Raw genomic sequence first — 22,071 nt, forward strand, 5'->3', positions numbered from 1 at the left:
TAACGGACCTAAAATGTCCGTCGACCTGCCATGAACCCGCCGGCCCTATTCGAACGCGCCGCCTAACGGACGAAACCAGACCAATGATCGCAAACGTGATCCGCGCCGCATTCCTCACCGCTGCAATCGCCGCAGCCGGATGCACGGGGTCCGACATCAGCGGCATCTCGACCGGCGGAAACCCGGCCGCGGAGAAGCAGCTTTCCTCGAAGCGGCTGGCCGAAATGCAGGCCAAGGGCATGAGCCGGACGTCGCCCGTCATGGCCCGCATCTTCAAGGAAGAAGGCAAGCTCGAAATCTGGAAGCAGAAGACGAACGGCCGCTACGACATCCTCGCGAGCTACGACATCTGCAAGTGGTCCGGCAAGCTCGGGCCGAAGTTCATCGAAGGCGACCGCCAGGCGCCAGAGGGCTTCTACACCGTGCGTCCCACGCAGATGAACCCGCGCTCCAGCTACCACCTCGCCTTCAACATCGGCTATCCCAACGCCTACGACCGCGCCAACGGGCGCACAGGCCAGCACCTGATGGTGCACGGCGCCTGCTCGTCGTCGGGCTGCTACTCGATGACCAACGAGCAGATCGAGGAAATCTATGCCTTCGGCCGCGACGCGTTCCGCGGCGGCCAGACCGAGTTCCAGATCCAGGCCTTCCCCTTCAGGATGACGGCCGCCAACATGGCGCGCTATCGCGACGATCCCAACTTCGCCTTCTGGACAATGCTCAAGGAAGGCTACGACCAGTTCGAGATCACCAAGGTGCCGCCCAAGGTCGATGTTTGCGAGAAGCGCTACGTCTTCAACCGCATTCCGGAGGGCACTGCGACCTTCAACCCGACGGGCGCCTGCCCGGCGTCGACGCAGCCTGGAACGCTGGCGACCGCCTACCAGTCCTACCAGAAAAGCTATGAAGCCGCTTTCGCAACCGCGGCGAAGAAGAGCTCGAAGCTGCCGCCGAAGCCCACCATCGCCGGGCTGAAGGAAGCCAATCTCGTCGCCGACTGGACCAAGAAGCGGGCCCGCGGCGAGCGCATTCCGGTGGAGCCGCCGTCGATGAACCAGGACGGAACGGTGAGCCAGACCGCCCAGATGGGTCGCATCGATTCGCCGGCCGGGCGCCGCCAGGCTGAAATCGACGAAGCCGCCGCCGAGAAGGCCAAGGCCGAAGCCGAGAAGAAGCGGATCGAACTGGCGAAGGCTGAAGAGAAGAAGCGCCTGGCCGAGCAGGCTGAAGCCGATGCGCAGGCGGCGACCCCTGTCGTCGCCACCGGCGCCGTGAACACGCAGGAAGCGCCGGTCGAGGCCGCGCCCGCCGACAATCCGGGCCTCTTCAACAGCGCGCGCAAGCGGATCGCCAACATCTTCGGCAGCTGATCGCCTTGCACGACACGTCGACCTACGACCTCAGGGGCCTGAAATGCCCCCTGCCGGTGCTTCGCGCGAAGAAGCGCATGGCCGCAATGCAGCCGGGCGAAAGGCTGTGGCTGGAGACGACCGATCCGCTGGCAACGCTCGACATCCCTGCCTTCTGCGCCGACGAAGGGCACAGGCTGATCGATCGCGAAGCAGTTGACGGCGGGCACCGCTTCCTGGTCGAGCGCGGGCCGCCGGCGCCGTCCGGTCGCTCCTGATCTTTTTTGCAAGGTGGCGGAACCTTTCGCCCGGCGGCGCATTGTTGGGAGACGGCAGGCTGTCCCCCGACCCCCCAAATGCCCGCCGTCCAGTCTCCAGCCGGCCGCAAGGCCGGCTTTTCTTTTCCAGGACCTAGCGCAGGCCGGCGATGGCGAGCGGGTTGTCCACCAGCGCCGCCCGATCCGGCGTATCCACCGCCGGTGTGTCGGTGAAGGCGGCGAACAGGCGCCTGACATAGTCCGCGGGCATGTCGAGCGTGATCAGGACGAGCCGCGTTCCGCGCGTTGCGTCCGGCCATGCCGGCAGGCGGGCGGGCGGATGCAACAGGCGCTGGACGCCATGCACGACCAGCGGGCGCGACGGATCGTCGGCCAGTTCGATGACGCCCTTCATGCGCAACAGCTTGTCGCCGTGGGCCGAACGCAAGAGGTCCAGGAACATCTCTATCGCCGCGTAGGGGACCGGCTTGTCGTGCGTCAGCGTGAACGTCCTGATCCGCGAATCGTGCCTGTGATGCTCGTGATGGTCGCCATGATCGTGGCCGTGCCCATGGCCGGGCCCGCAATCGCCATGCGCGTGCGCAGCTTCTTCGCCAAGCCAGCGACGGACATCGGCGGACTTGCTGGCGGGATTGTAGACGCCGCAGTCGAAAAGCGCCGAACAGCCCGTCCCGGGCGTACGGGCATCGATGATCGGCGCCGAAGGATTGATGTGCCGCAGCCGCGCCGCGAGCACCTCCAACGCGCCCTGATCCCGAACGAGATCGGACTTCGCGATGACGAGACGGTCGGCGACGGCGACCTGCTTTACCGCCTCGATGTGGGCGTCGAGGGTCGCTTCGGCGTTGACCGCATCGACCAGCGCGATCACGCCGTCGAGCCTGTAGGCCTGGACCAGGGCGGGATGGCCCATGATCGATTGCAGGACGGGCGCCGGATCGGCCAGACCGGTGGTCTCGACGATCACGCGCGCGAGACGCGCGATGCGGCCGGTCTGCAGCCGGTCGACCAGGTCGGCAAGCGTGTCCACGAGGTCGCCGCGCACCGTGCAGCACAGGCAGCCGTCCGCCAGCTGGATGATGCCGTCGGACGAGTTCTCGACCAGCAGGTGGTCGATCGCGACATCGCCGAACTCGTTGATGATGACGGCCGTGTCGGCCAGCGCCGGGTCCTTCAGCAGCCGGTTGAGCAAGGTGGTCTTGCCGGCGCCCAGGAACCCCGTCAGCACGGAGACCGGTATGGGTCCCGGGATCATTGATCCAGCGTCGTCAGCGCGTCTTCGTCCGTCGCCTCGGTGTCCAGCGCGGCGGAATCGCCGAGCGCGGCAGGCTCGGCCCCCTCAGGAGCGGGGATGTCGGGGCGCCAGTCCGGCAGCGGGATATCCGGATCGTAGCCGGCGGCAACCGCAGCCTGCTTCTTCAGTTCCTCGGCCTCGCGCGCGGCCTTGTCCGCCGCGTCCTGGATCAGCAGGGCCGCGACCGAGGGCGTGGCCGGTCCGGTGGCCGTGCCGACCCGGATCGGCACGAGATCGCGCGGCCCCTCGCGCTTGGCGAGGTAGGACGCCGGCTCGGCCTTGCCGTCCTTCTTGCGCTGCGCGGCCGCCTCGCGCTCGCGCTTGCGCAGCGCCTGGCTGCCGGCCTTGGTGCACAGCGCCTCGCGCATGTTGGTCGCCTTGTCGAGGCCGGCGCCGGTCGGCTTCATGGCCGCGAGCGACAAGCCGCCGGCGGTCGGCTCGGCAAACCCCTTGGCCAGCAGGCCCGCCGCCGCCTCGTTGCGCCCCTTCACCGACGTCGCGCCTATGACGATGGCCATCAGCGTGCGTCCGTCGCGCGTCGCCGAGGCCACCAGGTTGTAGCCGGCCGGGCAGGTATAGCCCGTCTTCATACCGTCGGCGCCCTCGAAGCGCCCGATCAGCGCGTTGTGGCTGGCGATGACCTGCTTGCCGGACGACAGGCCCTCGATCGAGAAATAGGATGCGTATTCAGGGAACTCCCGGCGAAGCGCCGAAGCGAGAATGCCGAGGTCGCGCGCCGTGGTGTACTGCTGGTCGTCGTGCAGGCCGTGCGCATTGACCCAGTGCGACCCCGTCATGCCAAGGCGCCGGGACTCCGAGTTCATGCGCGCGGCGAACTCCGCTTCCGATCCGGCAAGGCTCTCGCCGATCGACGTCGCCACGTCGTTGGCCGACTTCACCATGATGATCTTGATCGCGTCGTCGAGCGTGATGACGGTGCCGACGGGATAGCCCATCTTGCTCGGCGCCTCGTTGGCGGCGTTGGCCGAGACGCGAATGGGCGACTGCATCGTCACCTCGCCCGACTTCACGGCCCGGAAGGCTACATAGGTCGTCATCAGCTTGGTCAGCGAGGCCGGATACCAGCGCGCGAAAGGCTGCTCGCTTTCCAGGACCTGGCCGCTGGTCGCGTCGAACAGCAGCGACGGGCCGGCGCTTGCCGGCTGGCCCGCCAAACTCGCGATGGCCAGGACCGCGAAACCGAGAGAAAGCATGTGCCGCATCGATGATCCCGCCTTTGGATCCGGGGCTTCCCGGGTGTTCCAGCGCCGCAATAGAAGAAGCCAAGGACGGCGCCTGAGGCGGCGACCCTGCGCATCGTTATGTGCTATCTAGCCTATCTGACCTCAAGATGGCAAAAAGCCCGGATTCGGGCAACAGCCCGGCACTTCAATATCACGGGAAATCCGATGCCGATTCTGAACCGCGCCGCCGAACTGCAGGACGAGATCACGACCTGGCGCCGACACATCCACCGCACGCCGGAACTCGGCTTCGATCTCTACCAGACCGCGGAGTTCGTGGCGGCGCGGCTGAGGGAGTTCGGCTGCGACGAAGTCGCGACGGGCATCGCCCGCACGGGCGTCGTCGGCGTCATCAGGGGCCGCCTCGGCGACGGCCCGGCGATCGGCCTGCGCGCCGACATGGACGCGCTGCCGATCGAGGAGACGAGCGGCGCGCCGCATGCCTCGACCGTGCCCGGCAAGATGCACGCCTGCGGCCACGACGGGCATACCGCGATGCTGCTCGGAGCGGCGAAGTACCTGGCCGAGACCCGCAATTTCGCGGGCACCGTGGCGGTTATCTTCCAGCCGGCCGAAGAGGGCGGCGGCGGTGGCCGGGAAATGGTCCGCGACGGCATCATGGAGCGCTTCGGCATCACCCGCGTCTTCGGCATGCACAACATGCCCGGCCTGCCGGTCGGGCAGTTCGCGATCCGGCCGGGCGCCATCATGGCGGCGACCGCCGAGTTCAACGTGCGCGTGCGGGGCCGCGGCGCCCACGCGGCGATGCCGCATGTCGGCATCGACCCCATCGTCGCGGCGAGCCAGATCGTCATGGCGTTCCAGACCATCGCCTCGCGCACCGTCGACCCGACCGATTCGGTCGTCGTCTCGGTGACCAAGTTCAACGCCGGCTCGGCCTACAACGTCATTCCCGAGCAGGTCGATCTCGCCGGTACCGTGCGCTCGCTCAAGGCCGAGGTGGCCGCCCTCACCGAGGAGCGCATGCGCGCCATCTGCGAGGGCATCGGCCGCGCCGCCGGCGCGACCGTGACGATGGACTTCAAGCCCAACTACCCGGTCACGGTCAACGATCCGGGCGAGGCCGCCTTCGCCGGCGACGTCGCCGCGACGGTGGCCGGAGAGGCGGCCATCCACCGCGCCGTCGCGCCGCTGATGGGCGGCGAGGATTTCTCCTACATGCTGCAGGCGCGCCCCGGTGCCTTCATCTTCATAGGCAACGGCGACACGGCGAACCTTCACCACCCGTCCTACGACTTCAACGACGAAGCGACGCCGCACGGCGTGAGCTACTGGGTGAAGCTCGCCGAGACCGCGCTCGCCGCATGAGTGGAAAAGCCTGATCGAAGACAGTTGGCGAATTGGCCGGAAGGGGCTATGTGTCAGCCGGCTGGTCCCGTAGCTCAGTAGGATAGAGCGGCAGATTCCTAATCTGTAGGTCGCAGGTTCGATTCCTGCCGGGATCACCAACAAAATCAAGGCTTTAGATACCTCTGCCCTTCGATCTCATGTTGCGTCATGCTGCAACTGAATAACCTTGATTTCCAACGGTTTTCGCTGACACTCGGCGACTCGACGCGACTTGAACGCGACATGGGGAGCACTCCCCCAGCGCACAGCCAACGCGGCCATCCAGCGATCGCTGAGCTTGTAGCGGCCGGAGAAGTCACCCTACCCCAGCGCAGCGTCTGGACGGCCGTGTCCATCAGGTCACAGGTCGGCAATGTTCTGCCCTGCAACCCGCAAATTGGGGTTTACAATCCCGGATTGCACACGCATGCCGGTCTAGTTCATTTTGAGGAACTGCTTATGCGCACATTTATAGCCACCGCACTGTTCCTCGGCTCAGCAAGTTTTGCCCACGCCGCCGATGCAGTGGTTGAAGAGGTTGTTGTCGTCGATACAACCTACAACTGGTCGGGCGTCTATGTCGGCGGCCAGATCGGCTATGCCTTCGAGGGCAGCGCCGACTACGTCCATGAAGGTATCTCCGGTTTCTACAGCCATGATCCCGACGGGGTCATCGGCGGCATCTACGCGGGCTACAACTATCAGTTCGCCAACGGCATCGTGCTCGGCGGCGAGGCCGATATCGCCCTGGGGGACGTGGAGGACTCATCAGTCTTAGGCCTCAGCCCTTTCTCGGCGCGAACCGAAGTCGACTGGATGGGCGCGGTTCGCGGGCGTCTGGGCTACGCCTATGATCGCTTTCTTCCCTATGTCGCGGGTGGCGTCGCATTCGGCCACTATCGCTTTGAGGAATTCAGCAGCGGCAATCCATACGGTGACCACGACGGAAGCATGGTCGGATGGACGATCGGCGCCGGCGCAGAATATGCCGTCACCGACAATTGGATCGTCCGCGGCGAATACCGCTACACCGATTTCGACGAAAAGCACTTCACCGCGAATCATTCTGGCGACGAATATGACGTGGACATCGACATCCACGATTTCCGCTTCGGCGTCGCGTACAAGTTCTGACGGTCACGCGTCTGCATTTGAGCCCGGCCATCGCGCCGGGCTTTCTCGCAGGGCAGCTCAAGACGCCATAGGCGCCAGTCAGCCGTTCCCCAAGCGCCGCCTTCGGGCGGCGTTTTCATTTGGTGGCCGACCGCCACCACCCGTGCGTGCCAGTTGCCAGTGACGTCGACTGCGAGGGCGGCAAGGGCGATGGCCCTGAATATGTGACCGGTCCCATCCGGGTGATCGGAATCGACGTCTACGGCCTGGACAGGGACGGCGACGGCATTGCCTGTAAGCCAAAGAAAAAGAAGAAGCGCGGATAGACTGCGATTCCTACTTACTAGACTGCTCGACAGGACATGCTCGATCTGAGCTATCTCCCTGCCGCAGCCACCTCTGCGCGGTAAAGTTCCGCAACGGTATCTTCGCCGAGCGACACGTCGGCAAGACCGAGCACCGCCCCCTCCGCAATGTTCCGAAGGAGCTTGACCCTGTGCGCCAGGCCAATCGGCAACGCATCGCGCGCCTCGTCCAGCGGAAGCGCCTTGCCCCATACGGTGTAGCCCCCCTCGCCGTCGAGCATCTCGCCTTCCTTCAGAGCACGCTTGGCCACGGCAGCGACGGTGCCCCGCATCATCCGGGCAGAACCCGTCGCCTCGCGCCGCAGAGCGGCCGACAGGACCGAGACCGACAGTTCAAGACCGATCAGGTGAAACGGCTTGTACATCGCCGCAAACCGGCCCGTGTCGTCCACCTTCAGCCCGTATTGCCGAAAGCATGCCGCCGCATAGTCGTTCGTCGCTTCGAGCACGACGTAGACGCCCCAGCGCAGGTCGCGATAGACCGGCCGGCCGTCGCGCTCGAGCGAAGATATGGTTTCGACCATCCCGCGCCCCTGAAGCTGCCCGCCCAGTTCCCGAGGCCGCAGCACCATGGCGAGATCGTCCACGCCGCAGGGTGGGAATCCCAATCCTCCCGAAGGCACGCGCAGCCCGCAGGCATTGGCGATCGCCACCATCTCGATGGCGCTCTTGGTGCCGTCGAGAAACGAATTGAACATCTGCGGGTTCATCCCGGCGCGGCGCGCTTCCTCCGGCGTCAAGCCATAGTGCGCCCAGACGCCTTCGGGCGTGACCTGGTGATAGGCAGGCAGGTATTTGGTGCCTTTGCCGGCAGCGGCGACCGAGAAGCCCGCCGCCCGTGCCCAGTCGACCATTTCGGCCACCAGCGCCGGCTGATCACCGTAGGCCATGGAATAGACCACGCCCGCCGCCGCAGCCTCCCGCGCGAGCTTGGGTCCGACGAGCACATCCGCCTCGACATTGACCATCACGACATGCTTGCCGGCTGCGATTGCCGCCCTTGCGTGGGCGATGCCGGCTCGCGGACTGCCCGTCGCCTCGATCACCACGTCGACGTCGTCCCGCCCGGCAAGCGCCGAACCATCGTCGAGGATCACGGTGGCGTCGATCCGCTCCTCGTCCCATCCGACCGCGCGGCAGGCAGACCGCGCCCGGTCGGGATCAAGATCGGCGATCGCTGCAACCGACAAGCCGCGGATTGTCGGCACCTGCGCCAGGAACATCGAGCCGAACTTGCCTGCGCCGATCAGGCCCGCCCGGACCGGCCTCCCATGGTCCTCCGCCTCCGCGGCCAATCGTGCCAGGTTCATCCTTCATCTCCCATGTTCGGGAAGACTATAGGATTGGCCGCCCGCCGCCGCGAGCGACATTTGAGAAGGACCGGGCCTTTGATCTGTCAAGGTCGGGGGAGAACCGAATCGGTCGCCACCAACAGGCCTGCTAGCCAGCAGAACGAAGGGCCACACATTGCCTCGGATCCGACCTACTTGATCCCGGCCCGCATGAAGCTTTGAACAAACTGGCGCTGAAAAAGGAGAAATCCGATCAACAGCGGCCCGGATGTTATCAGCGTCGCCGCGTTGATGATTGACCATTCGGTGCCGCTGTCGGTTGTTGCGAAGATGGAGAGGCCAACCGTAAGGGGCCGCGTCTCGGCGGAGGAGGTGATGATCAACGGCCAGATGAAGTTGTTCCAATGGTGGGACACCGAAACCAGCCCGAAGGCGAGCATGGTGGGTTTTGCCAGCGGAATATAGACCCGCCACAACAGGCCAAGCAGGTTGCAGCCCTCGACGCGCGCCGCTTCGTCCAGTTCCTTCGGCAGTGTCTTGAACGTCTGGCGCAGCAGGAAGATTGCAAAGCCCGAAGCAAAGTACGGCAGACCGATTGCAAGAATGGTGTCCACCAGTCCGAGCGTGCGCATCGCCGCATAGTTCCTGACGATGAGGATATCCGGCATCACCATGAGTTGCAGGAGGACCAGGGAGAAGAGAATGTTCTTTCCCGGGAACTCCAGCCTGGCGAAGGCGAAGCCGGCGAGCGTGCACAACACGAGCTGCGCGGCGAGGATCATGGTCACGAGAATGATCGTGTTCAGGAAGTACCGCGCGAACGGCGCTGCATTCCATGCCTCGACGAAATTCTCCAGCGTCAGCGGCGCAAACAAGTCAAAGCGTGTCTCGTAGGCGGACGGATGGATGGCGGTCCATACGGCGTAGAGCAGCGGGAGCAGCCAGACCAGGGCCAGCGCCCATGCGCCGGCCACGAACAGCGCGCGATCGATGGTGATCCCGCGCACGTTGGAACTGGAGGATGTCTGCCTCAGGTCGGTGGCTGCGGTCGTCATCTGTAGTGCACCCGACGGTCGAGGAGGAAGAACTGGCCGATGCCGACGATCGCCAGGATCGCCACCATGACGACGGTAAGGGTCGCGGCGTAGGCCGTATCCCAGAACCGGAAGCCCTGGTCGTAAATGTAGTAGAGCAGCAGGGTCGAGGCGTTGTTGGGCCCGCCCTGCGTCATCACGAAGACATGGTCGACCATGCGAAACGCGTTGATCGTCGCATTGACCGACACGAAAAGCGTGGTCGGCATGATGAGCGGCCATGTGATCCGCCAGAAGAAGACCCAGCTGGAAGCGCCCTCGAGCGCCGCCGCCTCGCGCAGGCTCTGGGGAATTGTCTGCAGCGCAGCCAGGAAAAAGATCATGAAGAAGCCGGCCTGGTTCCAGATCGTCACCGCGGTAATGGCGTAGAGCGCGGTGGAGGGCTGGCCTACCCAGTTGATCGGCTGGAACCCGAAAAGTCCGCGAATTTGATCGAACAGACCGAAGCCCGGAAGGTAGAAGAACAGCCAGATATTGGCCACCGCGATCAGTGGCAGCACCGTTGGCGTGAAATACGCCATGCGCAGTAGTCCCTGCCCGAGGATTTTCCGGGACACGAAGAGAGCCATCGACAATGCGAGCGCGATCGAGGCGGGAATCGTTATCGCCGCGTAGATCGCATTGTTCACCATCGCCTTGACGAAGACTGCATCGCCAAGCATGCGCTGGTAGTTGTCGAAGCCGACGAAAACCGCAGCCCGCTGTCCGCGCGGTGTGGACCAGAAGCTGTCGAGAATTGTCTGCACCGCCGGCAGATGGGTAAACCCGAAAAGCAGCAGCAGCGCAGGCGTCAGCAGCAGCCAGGCATTTATCCATTCGCGCTTGATCATGATCCGCGGCCTTTGGCGAAGTCAAAAGCGGGGGCGACCGAACGAAGCCGCCCCCGGCTGGTCCTACTGACGATAGAGTTTGAGAATTGCGTCCGCCTCGCCCTGAGCATCGGTCAGAGCCTGTTCGGGAGACTTGTCTCCGACGATCGCGGCCGCGATGGCGTCGTTGAGTATCTGGCGAACGCGGGCATTCTCATAGGTCGAGAACTCGGCGACCGCGTGTTCGAGCTGGTTGCGCGCGACCAGTGCGCCGGGAACTTCCTTCACGTACTCCTTCATCTTGTCGGTTTCCCAGATGTCGGGACGCGGCGCCACATACCCGGTCGCGATCGACCACGCGGCCGCCTGCTCCGGAGCAGTCGCCCACTTCACAAAATCGATGGCGGCGCGTGTCGCTTCCTGGTCGTGCCCCTTGAAGAGAAAGAAGTCACCGCCACCGGTAGCGACGCCGTACTGCTTGTTCTTCGGCAGCATCGCCACACCGAGATCGAAGGTCGCATTGGTGCGGATGTTGGTGAGGTTGCCGGTCGTGGTGATAGCCATCCCGGCCTCGCCGTCCAGGAACGCGCGCGGCGTTGCGCCCCAGTCGACAATGCCCGGCGCCAAGATCTGATGCTTCTTCGAAAGGTCCACGAGGAATTGGAGAGCCTCGATGACTTCCGGCCGATCGAAATAGGTTTCGGTGCCTTCAGCGTTCATCAGTTCGGCGCCGTTCGCAATCGCCAGAGCCTGGAACGGCCAATAGGGAAAACCGGATGAGGGGATGCGAACGCCCCATTGGGTGACGGTGCCATTGGCGTCGCGGACGGTCAGCTTCCTGCCGGTCTCGACAAGCTGCTCCCAGGTGCTGGGCGGAGCCTCGGGATCCAGCCCTGCTGCCTTGAAGGCATCCTTGTTGTAGTACATGACCGGCGTGGAGCGCTGGAACGGAATCCCCCAGGTCTTTCCATTCTTGTGCGTGTTCGCGCGGAATGCCTCGTAGAAGCCGCCCACCCAATTCTGCAGCTCGTCCTCGCTCAGGTAGCCGTCCCAGGCGTCGATAAGATTTTCGTCCTGCAGCATGAAGACATCGACGGCCGACAGGATCGCGAGGTGGGGCGGATTGCCGCCGCGGGCCGCGGTGATCGCCCGGGTGGTCGTGTCGGCGTAGCTGCCGGTGTAGATGGCGTTGATTTTCACATCCGCGTTCTGCGCCATGTACTCATCGGTCATGGCCTGGATGGTATTGGCCGCTTCGCCGCCGACGGCGACCGGGAAATAGAGCTCAAGGTCAACCGCAAGCGCCGTGGACATAGATAATGCGAGCATTGCGCCGCAAAGCGACGACGATTTCAGAACGTGTTTCATTGAAGTTCCTCCCTGTATTGAGCTTGCGCCGCCTCATCGAGGCGTCGTCCGTCAGGACCGAAAACGTGCGCAACCGACTCCGGCCACACCAATGCGATCGTCCCGTCCAGCGCTTCAGAACGCGCGGGTTGCCTGACGATGACCCTGGCATCGCCGACATGGGCGGCGACGAGTTCGTCCGCGCCGAGATACTCGACGCTTTCGACCACCGCTCGCACGCCATCGCGGCCTGCGCGGATATCTTCTGGACGCACGCCGATCAGGCAGCCCTCAGCCAGGCGTTCATAGCCTGGCACGACGCCTGCCGGGATCAGGTTCATCGGCGGCGTGCCGATGAACCGGGCGCAGAAGGTGGTGGCCGGCCGCGTGTATAGCTCGCGCGGGCTGGCGATCTGCTCGATGCGCCCCTGGTTCATCACGACGATCTTGTCGGCCATGGTCATGGCTTCGACCTGATCATGGGTGACATAGACCATGGTCAGGCCGAGGCGCTGTTGCAGCGCACGGATCTCGACACGCATGCTCGCCCGCAACTTCGCGTCGAGGTTGGATAGCGGCTCGTCCATGAGACAGACGGGGGATTGAGCCACGATAGCCCGGCCGAGGGCGACGCGCTGCTGCTGCCCGCCGGACAGTTGGTTCGGGCGCCTGTCGAGCAGTTCGCCAAGATTGAGGAGATCGCTGGCCCGCTTCAGCCGGCGCTCGCGCTCGGCAGCGCCGACCCGCCTCACTCGAAGGCCGAAGATGATGTTCTCCCTGACGCTCAGATGCGGGAACAGCGCGTAGGACTGGAAAACCATGGCAATGCCATGTTCGGCCGGCGACGCATGCGTCACATCACGCCCGCCTATGAGAATCGAGCCGGAGCTGACTTCATCAAGTCCGGCAATAAGCCGAAGCGTCGTCGACTTCCCGCAGCCGGATGGCCCCAGCAGCACGGTCAGCGTGCCCGGCTCGACCTCGAAACTCACCTCGTGAACAGCGTGGACGGCGCCCCAGCGCTTGCTCAGATCCTTGACTTGAATTCCCGACATTCCGATCCACACCCCGCCTGGAGTTTTGCCAGCGTCGCCGGCGGATGTTTTCCAAACCGCTCCAAGCAGGACTATTGAACTAAATCTTGATGGTCAATACAAATGTTCAAAATTGGAATGGCGGTCCGATTCCCGTGGCCGCGTCGCCGTCCTCAAGGAGACCGGAATGACCGCTTTCAGCATGCTTCACCTGTCCGACACGCACCTGTCGGCACGTATGGGCCATTTTCAGCGCAACAACGAACTGATGCTGGAGGTGCTGAAGAACTCGACCCATGACCTCATCGTTCACACCGGCGACATCACGCTGGACGGAATTCGCCACGAGGACGACTTCAGCTTCTGTCGTTCGTTCTACGAGACGTTGGACCAGCACATCCATTTCATCCCCGGCAATCATGACGTCGGGGACAATCCGCGACTTTCCCGCCCCGCTGCCGAAAACGGCAGCACGATCGACGACATCCGCATGCGCCGCTACCTGGACTATTACGGAGAAGACCGCTGGAGGGTCGACCGGGAGCGCTGGCTCGTTCTGGGCATCAACTCCCTGCTGGTGGGTTCCGGGCTGTCGCGCGAGGCGGAACAGAATGCCTGGATTGCGGAGCAACTTGCTGATGTGGAGGACCGCCACCTGGCGCTCTTTACCCACCAGCCCTTCTTCATCGACGATCCGGATCCTATCGATCTCAGCTACTGGACGGTCGATCCCGAGGGTCGCGAGGCGCTGAGATTCCTGATGGAGCATCCGCGCCTACGAATGATCGCCAGCGGTCATCTGCATCAGGAACGGCTGCGCAGTCATGGTCAGACCGGCCTGGTATGGTGCCCGTCGATCGCCTTCACGACCCGGGAGAAACTGGTCCCTGAAATGGGTGGGCAGCGCCAGGTGGGCTATCTCGAGCACAGGTTCGAGGACGACGGAACGGTCGCGACGACCGTTTGCGGCCATCCCGGATTCCAAAACAGCCACCTCGATGACGTCATCAAGGTGGTCTACCCCTTCGCCGGATAGTCTTCCGGCAAAGGGGAATGCCGCCCTCGTTCAGGCCTGCCGGGCGCGGGCGGCGGTTTCCCACAGAAGTGATTCGGGAACGCCTGCGTGGCCCATCCAGTGCAGACGGGTTACGCTGGCGATGCCCCCGTCGACAAGGCTGTTCTCGTCGCCGTCCCGGGCGGCGTAGTCCCGGTCGGCCAGCGGCTCGATATCGGCTGAGTTCGCATCCTGGCGATGGATGATCGCACGCTTGGCAACCTTGTCCCGCCCGATCTGCGCAGCGCGGAGCGGAGCAGGCAGACGGCGGGGAAGGTTGACGCTCAGCCAGTGGCCTTCATGGGCCCACTCATCGCGTGCGCGCCAGAATCCCTCGATACGGTTCGCGAGCCACTGAAGCCCCTCGCCCTCGATCGGGCCGGCATCCCTCGGCATGGAGAAGGCAATGCCTGGAATGCCGACCAGCGCGGCCTCGCGCGCCACGGCCATCGTACCGGAATAGGCCACGTCTTCGGCCACGTTGCGTCCCTCGTTGATACCCGAGAGGATCAAGTCCGGCGTCTCGGACGCTTCAAACACCCATTGCATGGCTGCGATCACACAATCGGCGGGTGTACCCGAACAGGCGAAGCGCCGCGGATGGCGCCGTTCGATCCGGAAGCTGCGTCGCAAGGTGATGGAATGGCCGTATCCGCTGCGGTTTCCTTCAGGCGCAACCGTCCAGACGTCGTCGCTAATCAATGCCGCCGCACGCTCAAGGATTGCCAGGCCAGGCGCATCGATGCCGTCGTCGTTGGAAATCAGTATCTTCATAAAAGCCCTCGGGTTGGGACAACGCTTCTCAGGGGACCGGGCAACAATGGCGCTGCACTCCCCAAGCGAACCTACGATCCATTTTTGAACATAGTTTCTCTAGTATGATGTTTTGTTCGTTTTGAAAAGCCGGGCGATGTGATATTGAGGATGCAGCCGGATCCCTTCTGAGAGAGGCAACAGCGCCATGACCGCCAGGAAAAAGTCCAAGCGAACCGCCTTCCAGGCGAACCAGGAGGAACTGAAGCTCCGCTGCGCATGGCTCTACTATGTCGAAGGCATGACCCAGGAACAGGTGGCCCACAATCTGGGCATCAGCCGCCTCAAGGTACTGCGCCTGCTCGCAGCCACGCGCGAAGACGGGACCGTTCAGATCATCATCAATTCGCAGGCCCAGTCTTCCGTGGCGCTGCAGCGCGCGCTGGAAAAGCATCTCGGGCTTTTCGAGGCCACCGTGGTTCCCGCCTCAGACCAGAGCGAGGCGACCATCGCCAACGTGGTCGGCTACGGCGCCGCGCGGTATCTTTCCGAGCAGATCTCCAATGGCCTTTCCGTCGGCGTCGGTTGGGGCGGGGCGCTGCAGGCATGCATGCGCTCGCTGACCTGGCAGGAGGTCGAGGACATGACGGTCGTGTCGCTGCTCGGCGGACTGACCAGGGCTTCGGTTCACAACCCGTCCTCTGTTGCCTGGCGTCTCGCCGACTTCTACCAGGCCGAGCTTTTTCAGATCACCGCGCCGGTGTTCGTTCCGGATACGAGCCTGGTGACGGCACTCTGGGACCAGGCGGATTTTCGAGACCTGCGCGAGCGAGCGCGCTCCGTGGACATAGCGCTGCTCAGCGTTGGCGACCTGAGCCCGCAGGCGTCGATCTTCCGGCGCGGCATTCTTGCGCCGAACGAGGCCAAGAGCCTGCGCGACGCTGGAGCGGTGGGAGACGTTCTGTGCCACTTCGTGGATCAGAACGGACGCGTGATCGATCACCCCGTCAATCGGCGTGTCATGGCCATCGACCCGACCGACCTTCGGCAGGTGCCGAAAGTCGTCATAACGTCCGGCGGGGTGAGGAAGGCCCAGGCCATTCGCGCGGGCCTGCTTGCCACCGGCGCAAGGGTGCTGATCACCGATGTCGCGGCCGCAAACGCGCTTCTGGAATTGCCTCCGATAGAGCGAACCAGTTCCTGAAGGGCTCCACCGCGAACTCGCCCGTCGCCGTGGACGCACGATAGCTGCTGCCAATCGGCACCGTCAGCACACACGCGGCTCCGGCTGGCCCTAGCGCAGGGGCGAGAAGGACGTCGGAACGAGGATCCGGTTCTCCATTTCGACGATCATCGGCGTGCAGACGCGGAGATAGTCCTGCCATTCTGCCAGGCCGGCGAGTTCCGCGCGCCGCCTCGCGCGATCGTCCAGGCTGTCGTAGCCCCACATGTGGACGATGCTGCTCAAGGGACCGATCTCGGTCGTGAAATAGCCGATCAGGTTTCCCAGGATCCGCCGCTGCAGGTCGAACCCCATCGCTTCGTAGCGTGCGAGGTATTCCGGAAGCCTTCCGGCCTGGATGCGGTAGATGCGTTCTTCGACGATCATCGCGTAGCTCCTTCATTCAGTCTGGGCGCGCGGCTCCCGGCGGCGAAAACGTAGCCGGGGAGGCCTGGACCGCCGGCTCAGCGGTAGACGAGGTCGCGCAGGAAGAGCGAGATCTGAGGCAGGAAGGTTATGATCGTCAGCGCGACCAGAACCGTGCCTATGAAGGGCAGGATGGGGCGGAACACCCGGTCCGCGGGGATCTTGGCCACGGTGCAGGCGGCAAACAGGTTGACGCCGAAAGGCGGGGTGACGAAACCCAGCGCCAGATTGACCACCATGACGATCCCGAAATGCACGGGATCGACGCCAAAGGCGATCGCCACGGGCGCCAGGATCGGCGCGAGCACGATGATTGCGGCGGCGCCTTCGATGAACATGCCGACGACAAGCAGGAAGAGGTTCACCGTGAGCAGGAAGCCGATCGGCCCGTCGACCATCCCGAACAGCCAGTCCGTGACCATGGCCGGCGCGCCGGAGCGGTTGATCATGAAGCTGAACAGGCCGGCCGCCGCAATGATGAACATGATGATGGTCGAGCTGATCACCGTCTTGTGCAGCACCGCCGGAATGTCTCGCCACGACATCTCGCGATGCACCACCAGCGCCACGAACAGCGCGTAGAAGACGGCGACCACCGACGCCTCGGTCGGCGTGAAGACGCCGCCATAGATGCCGCCGAGGATGATGACCGGCATGAACAGCGCGAAGGCGCCGCGCCGAAACGCGACCAAGACGGGATAGCCGTCGACGCCCTCGCTGATCTCGGCCTTGGAAAAGCGAGTCCAGACCAGCACATACGCCATGAGCGCACCGCCGACGAGAAGGCCGGGCAGGACGCTTGCAACGAACAGTTCGCCGATCGAGACATCGGCGGCGACGCCGTAGAGGATGAGCGGGATCGACGGCGGAATGATGACGCCGAGTTCGGCCGACGTCGCCTGCAGGCTCGCCGCCCAGGGCGTCGGATAGCCGTGCTTCTGCAGGGCGGGTATCATTATGGCGCCGATGGCGAAGGTCGTCGCCGTTCCGGAACCGGAGACGGCGGCAAAGATCATGCAGGCGAGGACGCAGGTCAGCGCGAGGCTTCCGCGCACCTCCCCCACCAGCGACTTGGCGAAGTCGATCAACCGCTGCGAAATGCCGCCGACCTCCATGATGTTGCCGGCGAGCACGAAAAAGGGGATCGCGACGAGCGAGAACTTGTCGATCGCGACGTAGAACTGCTGGCCGATCAGAACCGGCGGCAGCGACGAGAAGAAGTGGATGGTCAAGATGCCGGCAAGGCCGACGGCCACCGCGACGGGCAGGCCGCCCGCCAGCAGGAGCATCATGAAGGAGACGAGCGGCACTATCATGTCCTGGCGCCTTCAGCGTCTGCCGCGGCGGCGGCGGTTGCCGCCTCCGTCGCGGGATCGAGGATGCGGGCGATCACGGCGACGATGGCAAAGGCGGCGCCGACCGGGACGGCCGCGTAGCCCCACGACATGCTGATGCCGAGCGCCGGATGGTTCTGCGACGCGGCGCGCTCGACCATCTCGATCCCGAACCAGACGAGATTGCCGAGAAACGCCAGCGTGATGCCCGCGCAGATCAGGTCGAACACGGGCTGGGCCCGCACTCCGGCAAGGCGGCGCACCGCGTCGACGGAAACCAGCGCCCCGGCGCGCATGGTGACGGCAACGCCCAGATGCACCATCCAGACGATCAGCAGCTGCGTCGTCGCATCGGTCCAACTGACCGGGCTCGACAGGACAAAGCGCAGGATCACCTGCACGAATGCGAGCGTCGCGGCGACCGCAAGCGCCAGCGAGGCGGCAAACGCGACGAAGCGGAGCACCGCCCGGTCGATCACCTTCAGGATCATTGCAGTCATGCGCACTTCCACCCTTCCACGCACCGGCGAGATGCCGGGTAGCTCCGGGAGCGGCGACACAGGCCGCCGCTCCCGGTCTTTCTGGCCGCTCAGTTGCCCTGCTGGCGGATCTTTTCGACCAGCGCCGGATCGATGCGGTCGGCAAAACGCTCGTAGACCGGCGCCAGCGCACGGTCGAAGCTCTCGCGGTCATACTCGGTCGCGATCGTCATGCCGTGTTCGCGCAGCGTCGCGAGACCCTCGGCTTCGGCCTTCTCGACGGCGTTGCGGGTGGCTACGCCCGCTTCGCGCGCGGCTTCGACGAAGATCGCGCGATCGGCCTCGTCGAGCTGGTCCCAGGCGCTCGGAGCCATGATGAACATCGCCGCCTGGTAGAACAGCGGGGCCATCGTCATGTGGCTCTGGACCTGCCAGAAGTTGCTCGTCACGACGATCGGCACGACCATGTAGGTGCCGTCGATCGCGCCCGTCTGCATGGCGGTGTAGATTTCGCCGAAGCCGAGCGGAACGCCCTGCGAGCCCATGGCTTCGAAGGTCGCGGTGTGCAGCTCGTTCGCCTGCACGCGCATCTTGAGACCGCTCAGGTCCTCGGCCTTGGCGATCGCGCGGTCGCGGGTGACGAAACCCGGCACGCCATTCTCGGCCCAAGCCAGCGGACGGAAGCCCTTGGCTTCGACGGCCTCGAGCAATCCGGCGCCGATCTCGCCATCGATGACGGCGCGGGCGTGCGCCGCGTCATTGAAGAGGAACGGCAGGTCGAGGACCAGCGTCTCCGGAACGAATGCGCCGACGGTGCCCATCGAGGTCAGCACCATGTCGACGGTGCCCAACTGGACGCCCTCGACCATCTCGCGCTCCGAGCCGAGCGAACCGCCCGGCGCGATCTCGATGCGGTAGCGCCCGTTCGTGCGCTCGGCGACGAGGTCGGCGAAGGTCTGCGCCCCGACCTGGTAGTGCGAGTTCGGCGACAGCGAGTGTCCGATCTGGAACGTCGTCTGCGCCGAGGCCGGAGCCGACAGCCCGAGGGCGACGAGTCCGGCGGTAATCGAGAGTGTCCGTAGCATTATTGTCTCCAGTGGTTTCATTGTTCGGCGGCCCCTTCTTGGGGGGTCATCCGCCCTCCCGCTCTCCCGAAACGTCGCCCGGTGTCATCGGGCGCGTGGCGGGGGATGATGCGCCGTCGCGGCAAGCGACAGCTTGAGCGCAAGCGAGCGCTCGATCTCCTGCGCGATCTGCAGGAGGATGTTGCTCAACTCGTCGGCGTTCATGGTCTCGAACCGGCCAAGGCCGATGACGAACACGACGCTGCCGAGCACGCGCTTCTCGACGTCGCAGACAGGCGCGGCGACGCCAACGAGCCCGTCGAACACTTCCGCGCGCGTGATCACGACGCCTGCCGAGCGGATATCGGACATTGCCTTGGCGAAGCCCTTCCAGCTGTCGGCGAGCCCGGCCTGGCGGATCGCCTCGGCGTTGTGCTCATAGAGCTGGCGCCGCTGATAGTCGGAGAGGTTGGCGAGGATCGCCTTCGCCATCGCGCCCCGGAAGATCGGCATCGAGCGGCCGCGGTGATAGATTTCCGGCACGCTGCGGTCGGGCCAGGCGAGATCGGCGCAGAGCACGCGGCTGCCGTAGGAGGAGCACAGCATGATGTTGATGCCGAGTTCCTCGGCGCGGCGCCGGATGATCGCGCGCGCGGCGTTGAGGAGCGGATCGTTCTGGCGCATCAGCGCCTCGAGCTCCATGACACGCGGCCCGAGCACGTAGGTACCGTCGACGGAAGCGGCGAGAAGTCCCGAATCCGTCAGGCTCTTCAAGTAGCGGTAGGCAGTCGCGCGCGAGGCGCTGACGATCTCGGCCGCGCGCGCCACGTCGATCGTCATGGTCTGGTCGCTGAAATGCTCGAGCAGGCTCAGCATCTTGGTCAGGCTTGTCATAGCGTCCCCCTCAGCCCGCCAGGAATCGGGCCGGCGCTATTACCATCGCGGGAAAGGCGATCATCAAGCCGAGCGCGAGAATGAGCGTGACGACATAGGGCCACACGCCCCTGACGACCTGCATGAACGGAATGCGCGAAACGCCCGCGACGACGTTCAGGACGGTTCCCACCGGCGGCGTGATAAGGCCGATGGAGCAGGCGATGAGGAAGATGACGCCGAAATAGACCGGATCGACACCGGCAGAAACCGCGACAGGCAGGAGTACCGGCACCAGGATCAGGATGATCGGCACCATGTCCATCGCCATTCCGATGACGATGACGAGGCCAACCACGACCAGCATGAACAGCTGCGGCTCGGCCGCGAGAGGCGCGACAAGCTGCGCAACCTGCGCCTGCAGGCCGGCGACCGTGACCATCCAGCCCGAAACAGCCGCGGTCGCGACGAGGAACATCACAGTCGCGGTAAGCTTGCCGGCTTCGAGGAGGGCGGCGTGCAGCCCACTCAGATCGAGTTCGCGGTAGACGAACATGGCGATGAAGATGGCATAGACGCTCGCCACGACGCCGGCCTCGGTCGGCGTAAACACGCCGAAGCGCAGGCCCACCACGATGATCACCGGCAGGAAAAGCGCCCAGAAGCTTTCCCGGAAGCGGGCCCAGACAAGGCCGCGCGGCGCGCGCTCGCGCACCGCAAGGTTGAGCGCCCCGCGGTTCAGAACGTACCAGACGATCGTCAGGGCGAGAGCCATCACGAGGCCCGGCACGATGCCGCCCAGGAACAGCCGCGTGATCGAGATGTTGCCGACGACGCCGATCAGGATGAAGCCGATCGAGGGGGGAATGACGAGCGCGATGATGGCCGTCGAGGCCACGAGGCCCGAGGAGGAACGCGCGTCATGGCCGGCGGTCAGCATCATCGGTATCAGGATCGCCGCGAGCGCCGCCGCGTCGGCGGCCGCGGAGCCCGAGAACGAAGCCATCACGAGGCCCGCCAGGATGGTGACGTAGCCGAGGCCTCCGCGCACATGGCCGAGGCCTGCCAGCGCAAGCTCGACAATGCGCCGCGACAGGCCGCCCCTGTTCATCACCGCGCCGGTGAGCATGAAGAAGGGGATCGCCATCAGCGGGAAGCTGTCGGCGCCGTTCATCAGGTTCTGCGCCACGATCTGCGCGTCGAAGAAGCCGATATGCAGCATCAGCGCGACGCCGGTGAGCAGCAGCGCATAGGCGATCGGAAAGCCGAGCGCGATGCCGCCCAGGAGCGTCGCGACGAAGATGAATGCGGTCATGGACCGCCCTCCCCGGCGCCTTTGTCGACGCCGCGGATCTCGCGCCACAGGCGCACCAGCAGGATCGCGAAGGCGGAGACGCCGAAGACGAGGCCCGCCGCGAAGAACCAGGAGAGGGACAGTCCCGAGGCGGGCGCGAAGGAGGTCCGGTTGACCGAGACCTGCGTCAACGCGCCCTGGATGACGAGCCAGGTGAGGCCGAGCATGGTGATCGTGACAAGGATCGCGATCGCCTGCCGCACGGCGCGCGGCAGGCGCGCCACGAACATGTCGACCGCGATATGCCCGCCTTCGCGCAGCACGACGATCGCGCCGCAGAAGACCATCCAGACGAACAGCCAGCGCGACAGTTCCTCCGACTGCGTGATGCCGCCGTTGAAGCCGTAACGCAGCACCACGTTGCCGAAGACCATGACGACCATGCCGGCCAGGCAGATCACCACGATCTGATCGAGCGCCTTGAAATAGGCGTTCGCGAGCCTCGTCAGCATGGCCTTCCTCCCTCGCTCGATCCCGTCAGGGACGCCGGTAGCCCTCGAGCGCCGTATCCGGGACATCGTCGAGATTGACGACGATGTTGTCCGGCGTCCTGCAGGTGAGCCAGAACAGCGGCTCGGTGATGCTCATGTTCACCTCGACATGGACCATGTGCGGAGGCACGAACACGAAGTCGCCCTCGTAGAGATCGACATATTCCTTCAGTTCCTCGCCGAAATAGATCCGGCCGTGCCCTCGCAGCACGTAGCCGCCTGTCTCGGCCTCGCCGTGGTGATGCGGCGGCGAGCGGAAGCCCGGCTCGTTGCTGACCTGGCCGAACCAGATCTTCGTAGCCGGCGTATGCTGGGGGCTCACGCCGGAACGGCGCACGCAATCCCCGGATTGCCCGGTCCGGTCGTCGAGCGCGCCCCCTCGCGTGACGACGGGTCTGACATCGGCCTGATTCATCTTCGTTCTTCCTTGCTGCGTTTTCGGTCGCCCG

General features: G+C 64.7%; 23 protein-coding genes and 1 tRNA gene. 8 read left to right on the plus strand and 16 right to left on the minus strand.

All coding sequences use genetic code 11. The features are described from left to right. Positions 1 to 83 precede the first annotated feature (83 nt). On the plus strand, positions 84 to 1,373 hold the full coding sequence (locus tag ABUE31_RS06610) for a L,D-transpeptidase family protein (RefSeq protein WP_367722736.1): 1,290 nt from the start codon (positions 84 to 86) through the stop codon (positions 1,371 to 1,373). 5 nt (positions 1,374 to 1,378) lie between these two features. Continuing rightward, on the plus strand, positions 1,379 to 1,630 hold the full coding sequence (locus ABUE31_RS06615; RefSeq protein WP_367722737.1) for a sulfurtransferase TusA family protein: 252 nt from the start codon (positions 1,379 to 1,381) through the stop codon (positions 1,628 to 1,630). Between the two features lie 133 nt (positions 1,631 to 1,763). Here ABUE31_RS06615 and ABUE31_RS06620 read toward each other — a convergent pair whose 3' ends face one another. Together ABUE31_RS06620 and ABUE31_RS06625 are read right to left on the minus strand one after the other, a co-directional pair. Further along, on the minus strand, positions 1,764 to 2,885 hold the full coding sequence (locus ABUE31_RS06620; RefSeq protein ID WP_367722738.1) for a CobW family GTP-binding protein: 1,122 nt from the start codon (positions 2,883 to 2,885) through the stop codon (positions 1,764 to 1,766). After that, entirely contained in the window at positions 2,882 to 4,138 is a 1,257-nt protein-coding gene (locus ABUE31_RS06625) for a D-alanyl-D-alanine carboxypeptidase family protein (RefSeq protein WP_367722739.1), read from the minus strand. Before ABUE31_RS06625 ends, ABUE31_RS06620 begins: the two co-directional genes overlap by 4 nt. Before the next feature lie 195 nt (positions 4,139 to 4,333). On the opposite strand from ABUE31_RS06625, the gene ABUE31_RS06630 reads away from it, so the two are divergent. The 4 genes from ABUE31_RS06630 to ABUE31_RS06645 all read left to right on the plus strand — a co-directional run bounded on the left by ABUE31_RS06630 (position 4,334) and on the right by ABUE31_RS06645 (position 6,957). Then, positions 4,334 to 5,497, plus strand: a complete 1,164-nt coding sequence (locus ABUE31_RS06630; RefSeq protein ID WP_367722740.1) for a M20 aminoacylase family protein — start codon at positions 4,334 to 4,336, stop codon at positions 5,495 to 5,497. Between the two features lie 63 nt (positions 5,498 to 5,560). After that, a tRNA-Arg gene (locus tag ABUE31_RS06635) sits at positions 5,561 to 5,637 on the plus strand. A 49-nt stretch (positions 5,638 to 5,686) separates the two neighbouring features. Beyond that, entirely contained in the window at positions 5,687 to 6,652 is a 966-nt protein-coding gene (locus tag ABUE31_RS06640) for an outer membrane protein (protein ID WP_367722741.1), read from the plus strand. A gap of 122 nt (positions 6,653 to 6,774) precedes the next feature. Further along, a complete protein-coding gene (locus ABUE31_RS06645) occupies positions 6,775 to 6,957 on the plus strand; it encodes a hypothetical protein (RefSeq protein ID WP_367722742.1) in 183 nt (60 codons plus the stop codon). 50 nt (positions 6,958 to 7,007) lie between these two features. On the opposite strand, the gene ABUE31_RS06650 is transcribed toward ABUE31_RS06645, so the two are convergent. From ABUE31_RS06650 to ABUE31_RS06670, 5 genes are all read right to left on the minus strand, one after another. Further along, complete coding sequence (locus ABUE31_RS06650) at positions 7,008 to 8,306, minus strand: NAD(P)H-dependent oxidoreductase (RefSeq protein ID WP_367722743.1); 1,299 nt, start codon at positions 8,304 to 8,306, stop codon at positions 7,008 to 7,010. A 173-nt stretch (positions 8,307 to 8,479) separates the two neighbouring features. Further along, on the minus strand, positions 8,480 to 9,343 hold the full coding sequence (locus ABUE31_RS06655) for a carbohydrate ABC transporter permease (RefSeq protein WP_367722744.1): 864 nt from the start codon (positions 9,341 to 9,343) through the stop codon (positions 8,480 to 8,482). Then, positions 9,340 to 10,212 carry a carbohydrate ABC transporter permease gene (locus ABUE31_RS06660; RefSeq protein ID WP_367722745.1) on the minus strand — a complete coding sequence of 291 codons (873 nt, stop codon included), beginning with the start codon at positions 10,210 to 10,212 and terminating at the stop codon, positions 9,340 to 9,342. Before ABUE31_RS06660 ends, ABUE31_RS06655 begins: the two co-directional genes overlap by 4 nt. Before the next feature lie 63 nt (positions 10,213 to 10,275). Continuing rightward, a complete protein-coding gene (locus ABUE31_RS06665; RefSeq protein WP_367722746.1) occupies positions 10,276 to 11,559 on the minus strand; it encodes an ABC transporter substrate-binding protein in 1,284 nt (427 codons plus the stop codon). After that, positions 11,556 to 12,593, minus strand: a complete 1,038-nt coding sequence (locus ABUE31_RS06670) for an ABC transporter ATP-binding protein (RefSeq protein ID WP_367722747.1) — start codon at positions 12,591 to 12,593, stop codon at positions 11,556 to 11,558. Before ABUE31_RS06670 ends, ABUE31_RS06665 begins: the two co-directional genes overlap by 4 nt. A gap of 166 nt (positions 12,594 to 12,759) precedes the next feature. Between ABUE31_RS06670 and ABUE31_RS06675 the strand changes: the two genes are divergently transcribed. Next, entirely contained in the window at positions 12,760 to 13,608 is an 849-nt protein-coding gene (locus ABUE31_RS06675) for a metallophosphoesterase family protein (RefSeq protein WP_367722748.1), read from the plus strand. Positions 13,609 to 13,638: 30 nt separating this feature from the next. Here ABUE31_RS06675 and ABUE31_RS06680 read toward each other — a convergent pair whose 3' ends face one another. Beyond that, positions 13,639 to 14,400, minus strand: a complete 762-nt coding sequence (locus ABUE31_RS06680) for a 5'/3'-nucleotidase SurE (RefSeq protein WP_367722749.1) — start codon at positions 14,398 to 14,400, stop codon at positions 13,639 to 13,641. 187 nt (positions 14,401 to 14,587) lie between these two features. Between ABUE31_RS06680 and ABUE31_RS06685 the strand changes: the two genes are divergently transcribed. Then, complete coding sequence (locus ABUE31_RS06685; RefSeq protein WP_367722750.1) at positions 14,588 to 15,583, plus strand: sugar-binding transcriptional regulator; 996 nt, start codon at positions 14,588 to 14,590, stop codon at positions 15,581 to 15,583. 90 nt (positions 15,584 to 15,673) lie between these two features. Here ABUE31_RS06685 and ABUE31_RS06690 read toward each other — a convergent pair whose 3' ends face one another. From ABUE31_RS06690 to ABUE31_RS06725, 8 genes are all read right to left on the minus strand, one after another. Further along, positions 15,674 to 15,988 (minus strand): NIPSNAP family protein, encoded by a 315-nt coding sequence (locus tag ABUE31_RS06690; protein ID WP_367722751.1) that lies wholly within the window; start codon positions 15,986 to 15,988, stop codon positions 15,674 to 15,676. Between the two features lie 77 nt (positions 15,989 to 16,065). Next, the gene (locus tag ABUE31_RS06695) at positions 16,066 to 17,343 is read right to left on the minus strand and encodes a TRAP transporter large permease (RefSeq protein WP_367722752.1); all 1,278 of its coding nucleotides are present in this window, start codon (positions 17,341 to 17,343) and stop codon (positions 16,066 to 16,068) included. Then, the gene (locus tag ABUE31_RS06700; protein WP_367722753.1) at positions 17,340 to 17,861 is read right to left on the minus strand and encodes a TRAP transporter small permease; all 522 of its coding nucleotides are present in this window, start codon (positions 17,859 to 17,861) and stop codon (positions 17,340 to 17,342) included. Before ABUE31_RS06700 ends, ABUE31_RS06695 begins: the two co-directional genes overlap by 4 nt. 89 nt (positions 17,862 to 17,950) lie before the next feature. Continuing rightward, positions 17,951 to 18,925 carry a TRAP transporter substrate-binding protein DctP gene (gene dctP / locus ABUE31_RS06705; RefSeq protein WP_367722754.1) on the minus strand — a complete coding sequence of 325 codons (975 nt, stop codon included), beginning with the start codon at positions 18,923 to 18,925 and terminating at the stop codon, positions 17,951 to 17,953. Between the two features lie 84 nt (positions 18,926 to 19,009). Further along, on the minus strand, positions 19,010 to 19,798 hold the full coding sequence (locus tag ABUE31_RS06710) for an IclR family transcriptional regulator (protein ID WP_367722755.1): 789 nt from the start codon (positions 19,796 to 19,798) through the stop codon (positions 19,010 to 19,012). Positions 19,799 to 19,808: 10 nt separating this feature from the next. Beyond that, a complete protein-coding gene (locus ABUE31_RS06715; protein ID WP_367722756.1) occupies positions 19,809 to 21,092 on the minus strand; it encodes a TRAP transporter large permease in 1,284 nt (427 codons plus the stop codon). After that, positions 21,089 to 21,583 carry a TRAP transporter small permease gene (locus ABUE31_RS06720; protein WP_367722757.1) on the minus strand — a complete coding sequence of 165 codons (495 nt, stop codon included), beginning with the start codon at positions 21,581 to 21,583 and terminating at the stop codon, positions 21,089 to 21,091. The genes ABUE31_RS06715 and ABUE31_RS06720 overlap by 4 nt, the downstream gene beginning before the upstream one ends. 25 nt (positions 21,584 to 21,608) lie before the next feature. Beyond that, complete coding sequence (locus tag ABUE31_RS06725) at positions 21,609 to 22,037, minus strand: cupin domain-containing protein (protein WP_367722758.1); 429 nt, start codon at positions 22,035 to 22,037, stop codon at positions 21,609 to 21,611. Positions 22,038 to 22,071 lie beyond the last annotated feature (34 nt).

It is taken from the genome of Mesorhizobium marinum (genome assembly GCF_040813675.1).
Classification (GTDB): domain Bacteria; phylum Pseudomonadota; class Alphaproteobacteria; order Rhizobiales; family Rhizobiaceae; genus Mesorhizobium_K; species Mesorhizobium_K marinum.

Coding starts and splice junctions, on each gene's coding strand:
- ABUE31_RS06610 (WP_367722736.1), top strand. CDS start 84: ATGATCGCAAACGTGATCCGCGCCGCATTCCTCACCGCTGCAATCGCC.
- ABUE31_RS06620 (WP_367722738.1), bottom strand. CDS start 2,885: ATGATCCCGGGACCCATACCGGTCTCCGTGCTGACGGGGTTCCTGGGC.
- ABUE31_RS06625 (WP_367722739.1), bottom strand. CDS start 4,138: ATGCTTTCTCTCGGTTTCGCGGTCCTGGCCATCGCGAGTTTGGCGGGC.
- ABUE31_RS06630 (WP_367722740.1), top strand. CDS start 4,334: ATGCCGATTCTGAACCGCGCCGCCGAACTGCAGGACGAGATCACGACC.
- ABUE31_RS06640 (WP_367722741.1), top strand. CDS start 5,687: ATGCTGCAACTGAATAACCTTGATTTCCAACGGTTTTCGCTGACACTC.
- ABUE31_RS06650 (WP_367722743.1), bottom strand. CDS start 8,306: ATGAACCTGGCACGATTGGCCGCGGAGGCGGAGGACCATGGGAGGCCG.
- ABUE31_RS06655 (WP_367722744.1), bottom strand. CDS start 9,343: ATGACGACCGCAGCCACCGACCTGAGGCAGACATCCTCCAGTTCCAAC.
- ABUE31_RS06660 (WP_367722745.1), bottom strand. CDS start 10,212: ATGATCAAGCGCGAATGGATAAATGCCTGGCTGCTGCTGACGCCTGCG.
- ABUE31_RS06665 (WP_367722746.1), bottom strand. CDS start 11,559: ATGAAACACGTTCTGAAATCGTCGTCGCTTTGCGGCGCAATGCTCGCA.
- ABUE31_RS06670 (WP_367722747.1), bottom strand. CDS start 12,593: ATGTCGGGAATTCAAGTCAAGGATCTGAGCAAGCGCTGGGGCGCCGTC.
- ABUE31_RS06675 (WP_367722748.1), top strand. CDS start 12,760: ATGACCGCTTTCAGCATGCTTCACCTGTCCGACACGCACCTGTCGGCA.
- ABUE31_RS06680 (WP_367722749.1), bottom strand. CDS start 14,400: ATGAAGATACTGATTTCCAACGACGACGGCATCGATGCGCCTGGCCTG.
- ABUE31_RS06685 (WP_367722750.1), top strand. CDS start 14,588: ATGACCGCCAGGAAAAAGTCCAAGCGAACCGCCTTCCAGGCGAACCAG.
- ABUE31_RS06690 (WP_367722751.1), bottom strand. CDS start 15,988: ATGATCGTCGAAGAACGCATCTACCGCATCCAGGCCGGAAGGCTTCCG.
- ABUE31_RS06695 (WP_367722752.1), bottom strand. CDS start 17,343: ATGATAGTGCCGCTCGTCTCCTTCATGATGCTCCTGCTGGCGGGCGGC.
- ABUE31_RS06700 (WP_367722753.1), bottom strand. CDS start 17,861: ATGACTGCAATGATCCTGAAGGTGATCGACCGGGCGGTGCTCCGCTTC.
- dctP (WP_367722754.1), bottom strand. CDS start 18,925: ATGCTACGGACACTCTCGATTACCGCCGGACTCGTCGCCCTCGGGCTG.
- ABUE31_RS06710 (WP_367722755.1), bottom strand. CDS start 19,798: ATGACAAGCCTGACCAAGATGCTGAGCCTGCTCGAGCATTTCAGCGAC.
- ABUE31_RS06715 (WP_367722756.1), bottom strand. CDS start 21,092: ATGACCGCATTCATCTTCGTCGCGACGCTCCTGGGCGGCATCGCGCTC.
- ABUE31_RS06720 (WP_367722757.1), bottom strand. CDS start 21,583: ATGCTGACGAGGCTCGCGAACGCCTATTTCAAGGCGCTCGATCAGATC.
- ABUE31_RS06725 (WP_367722758.1), bottom strand. CDS start 22,037: ATGAATCAGGCCGATGTCAGACCCGTCGTCACGCGAGGGGGCGCGCTC.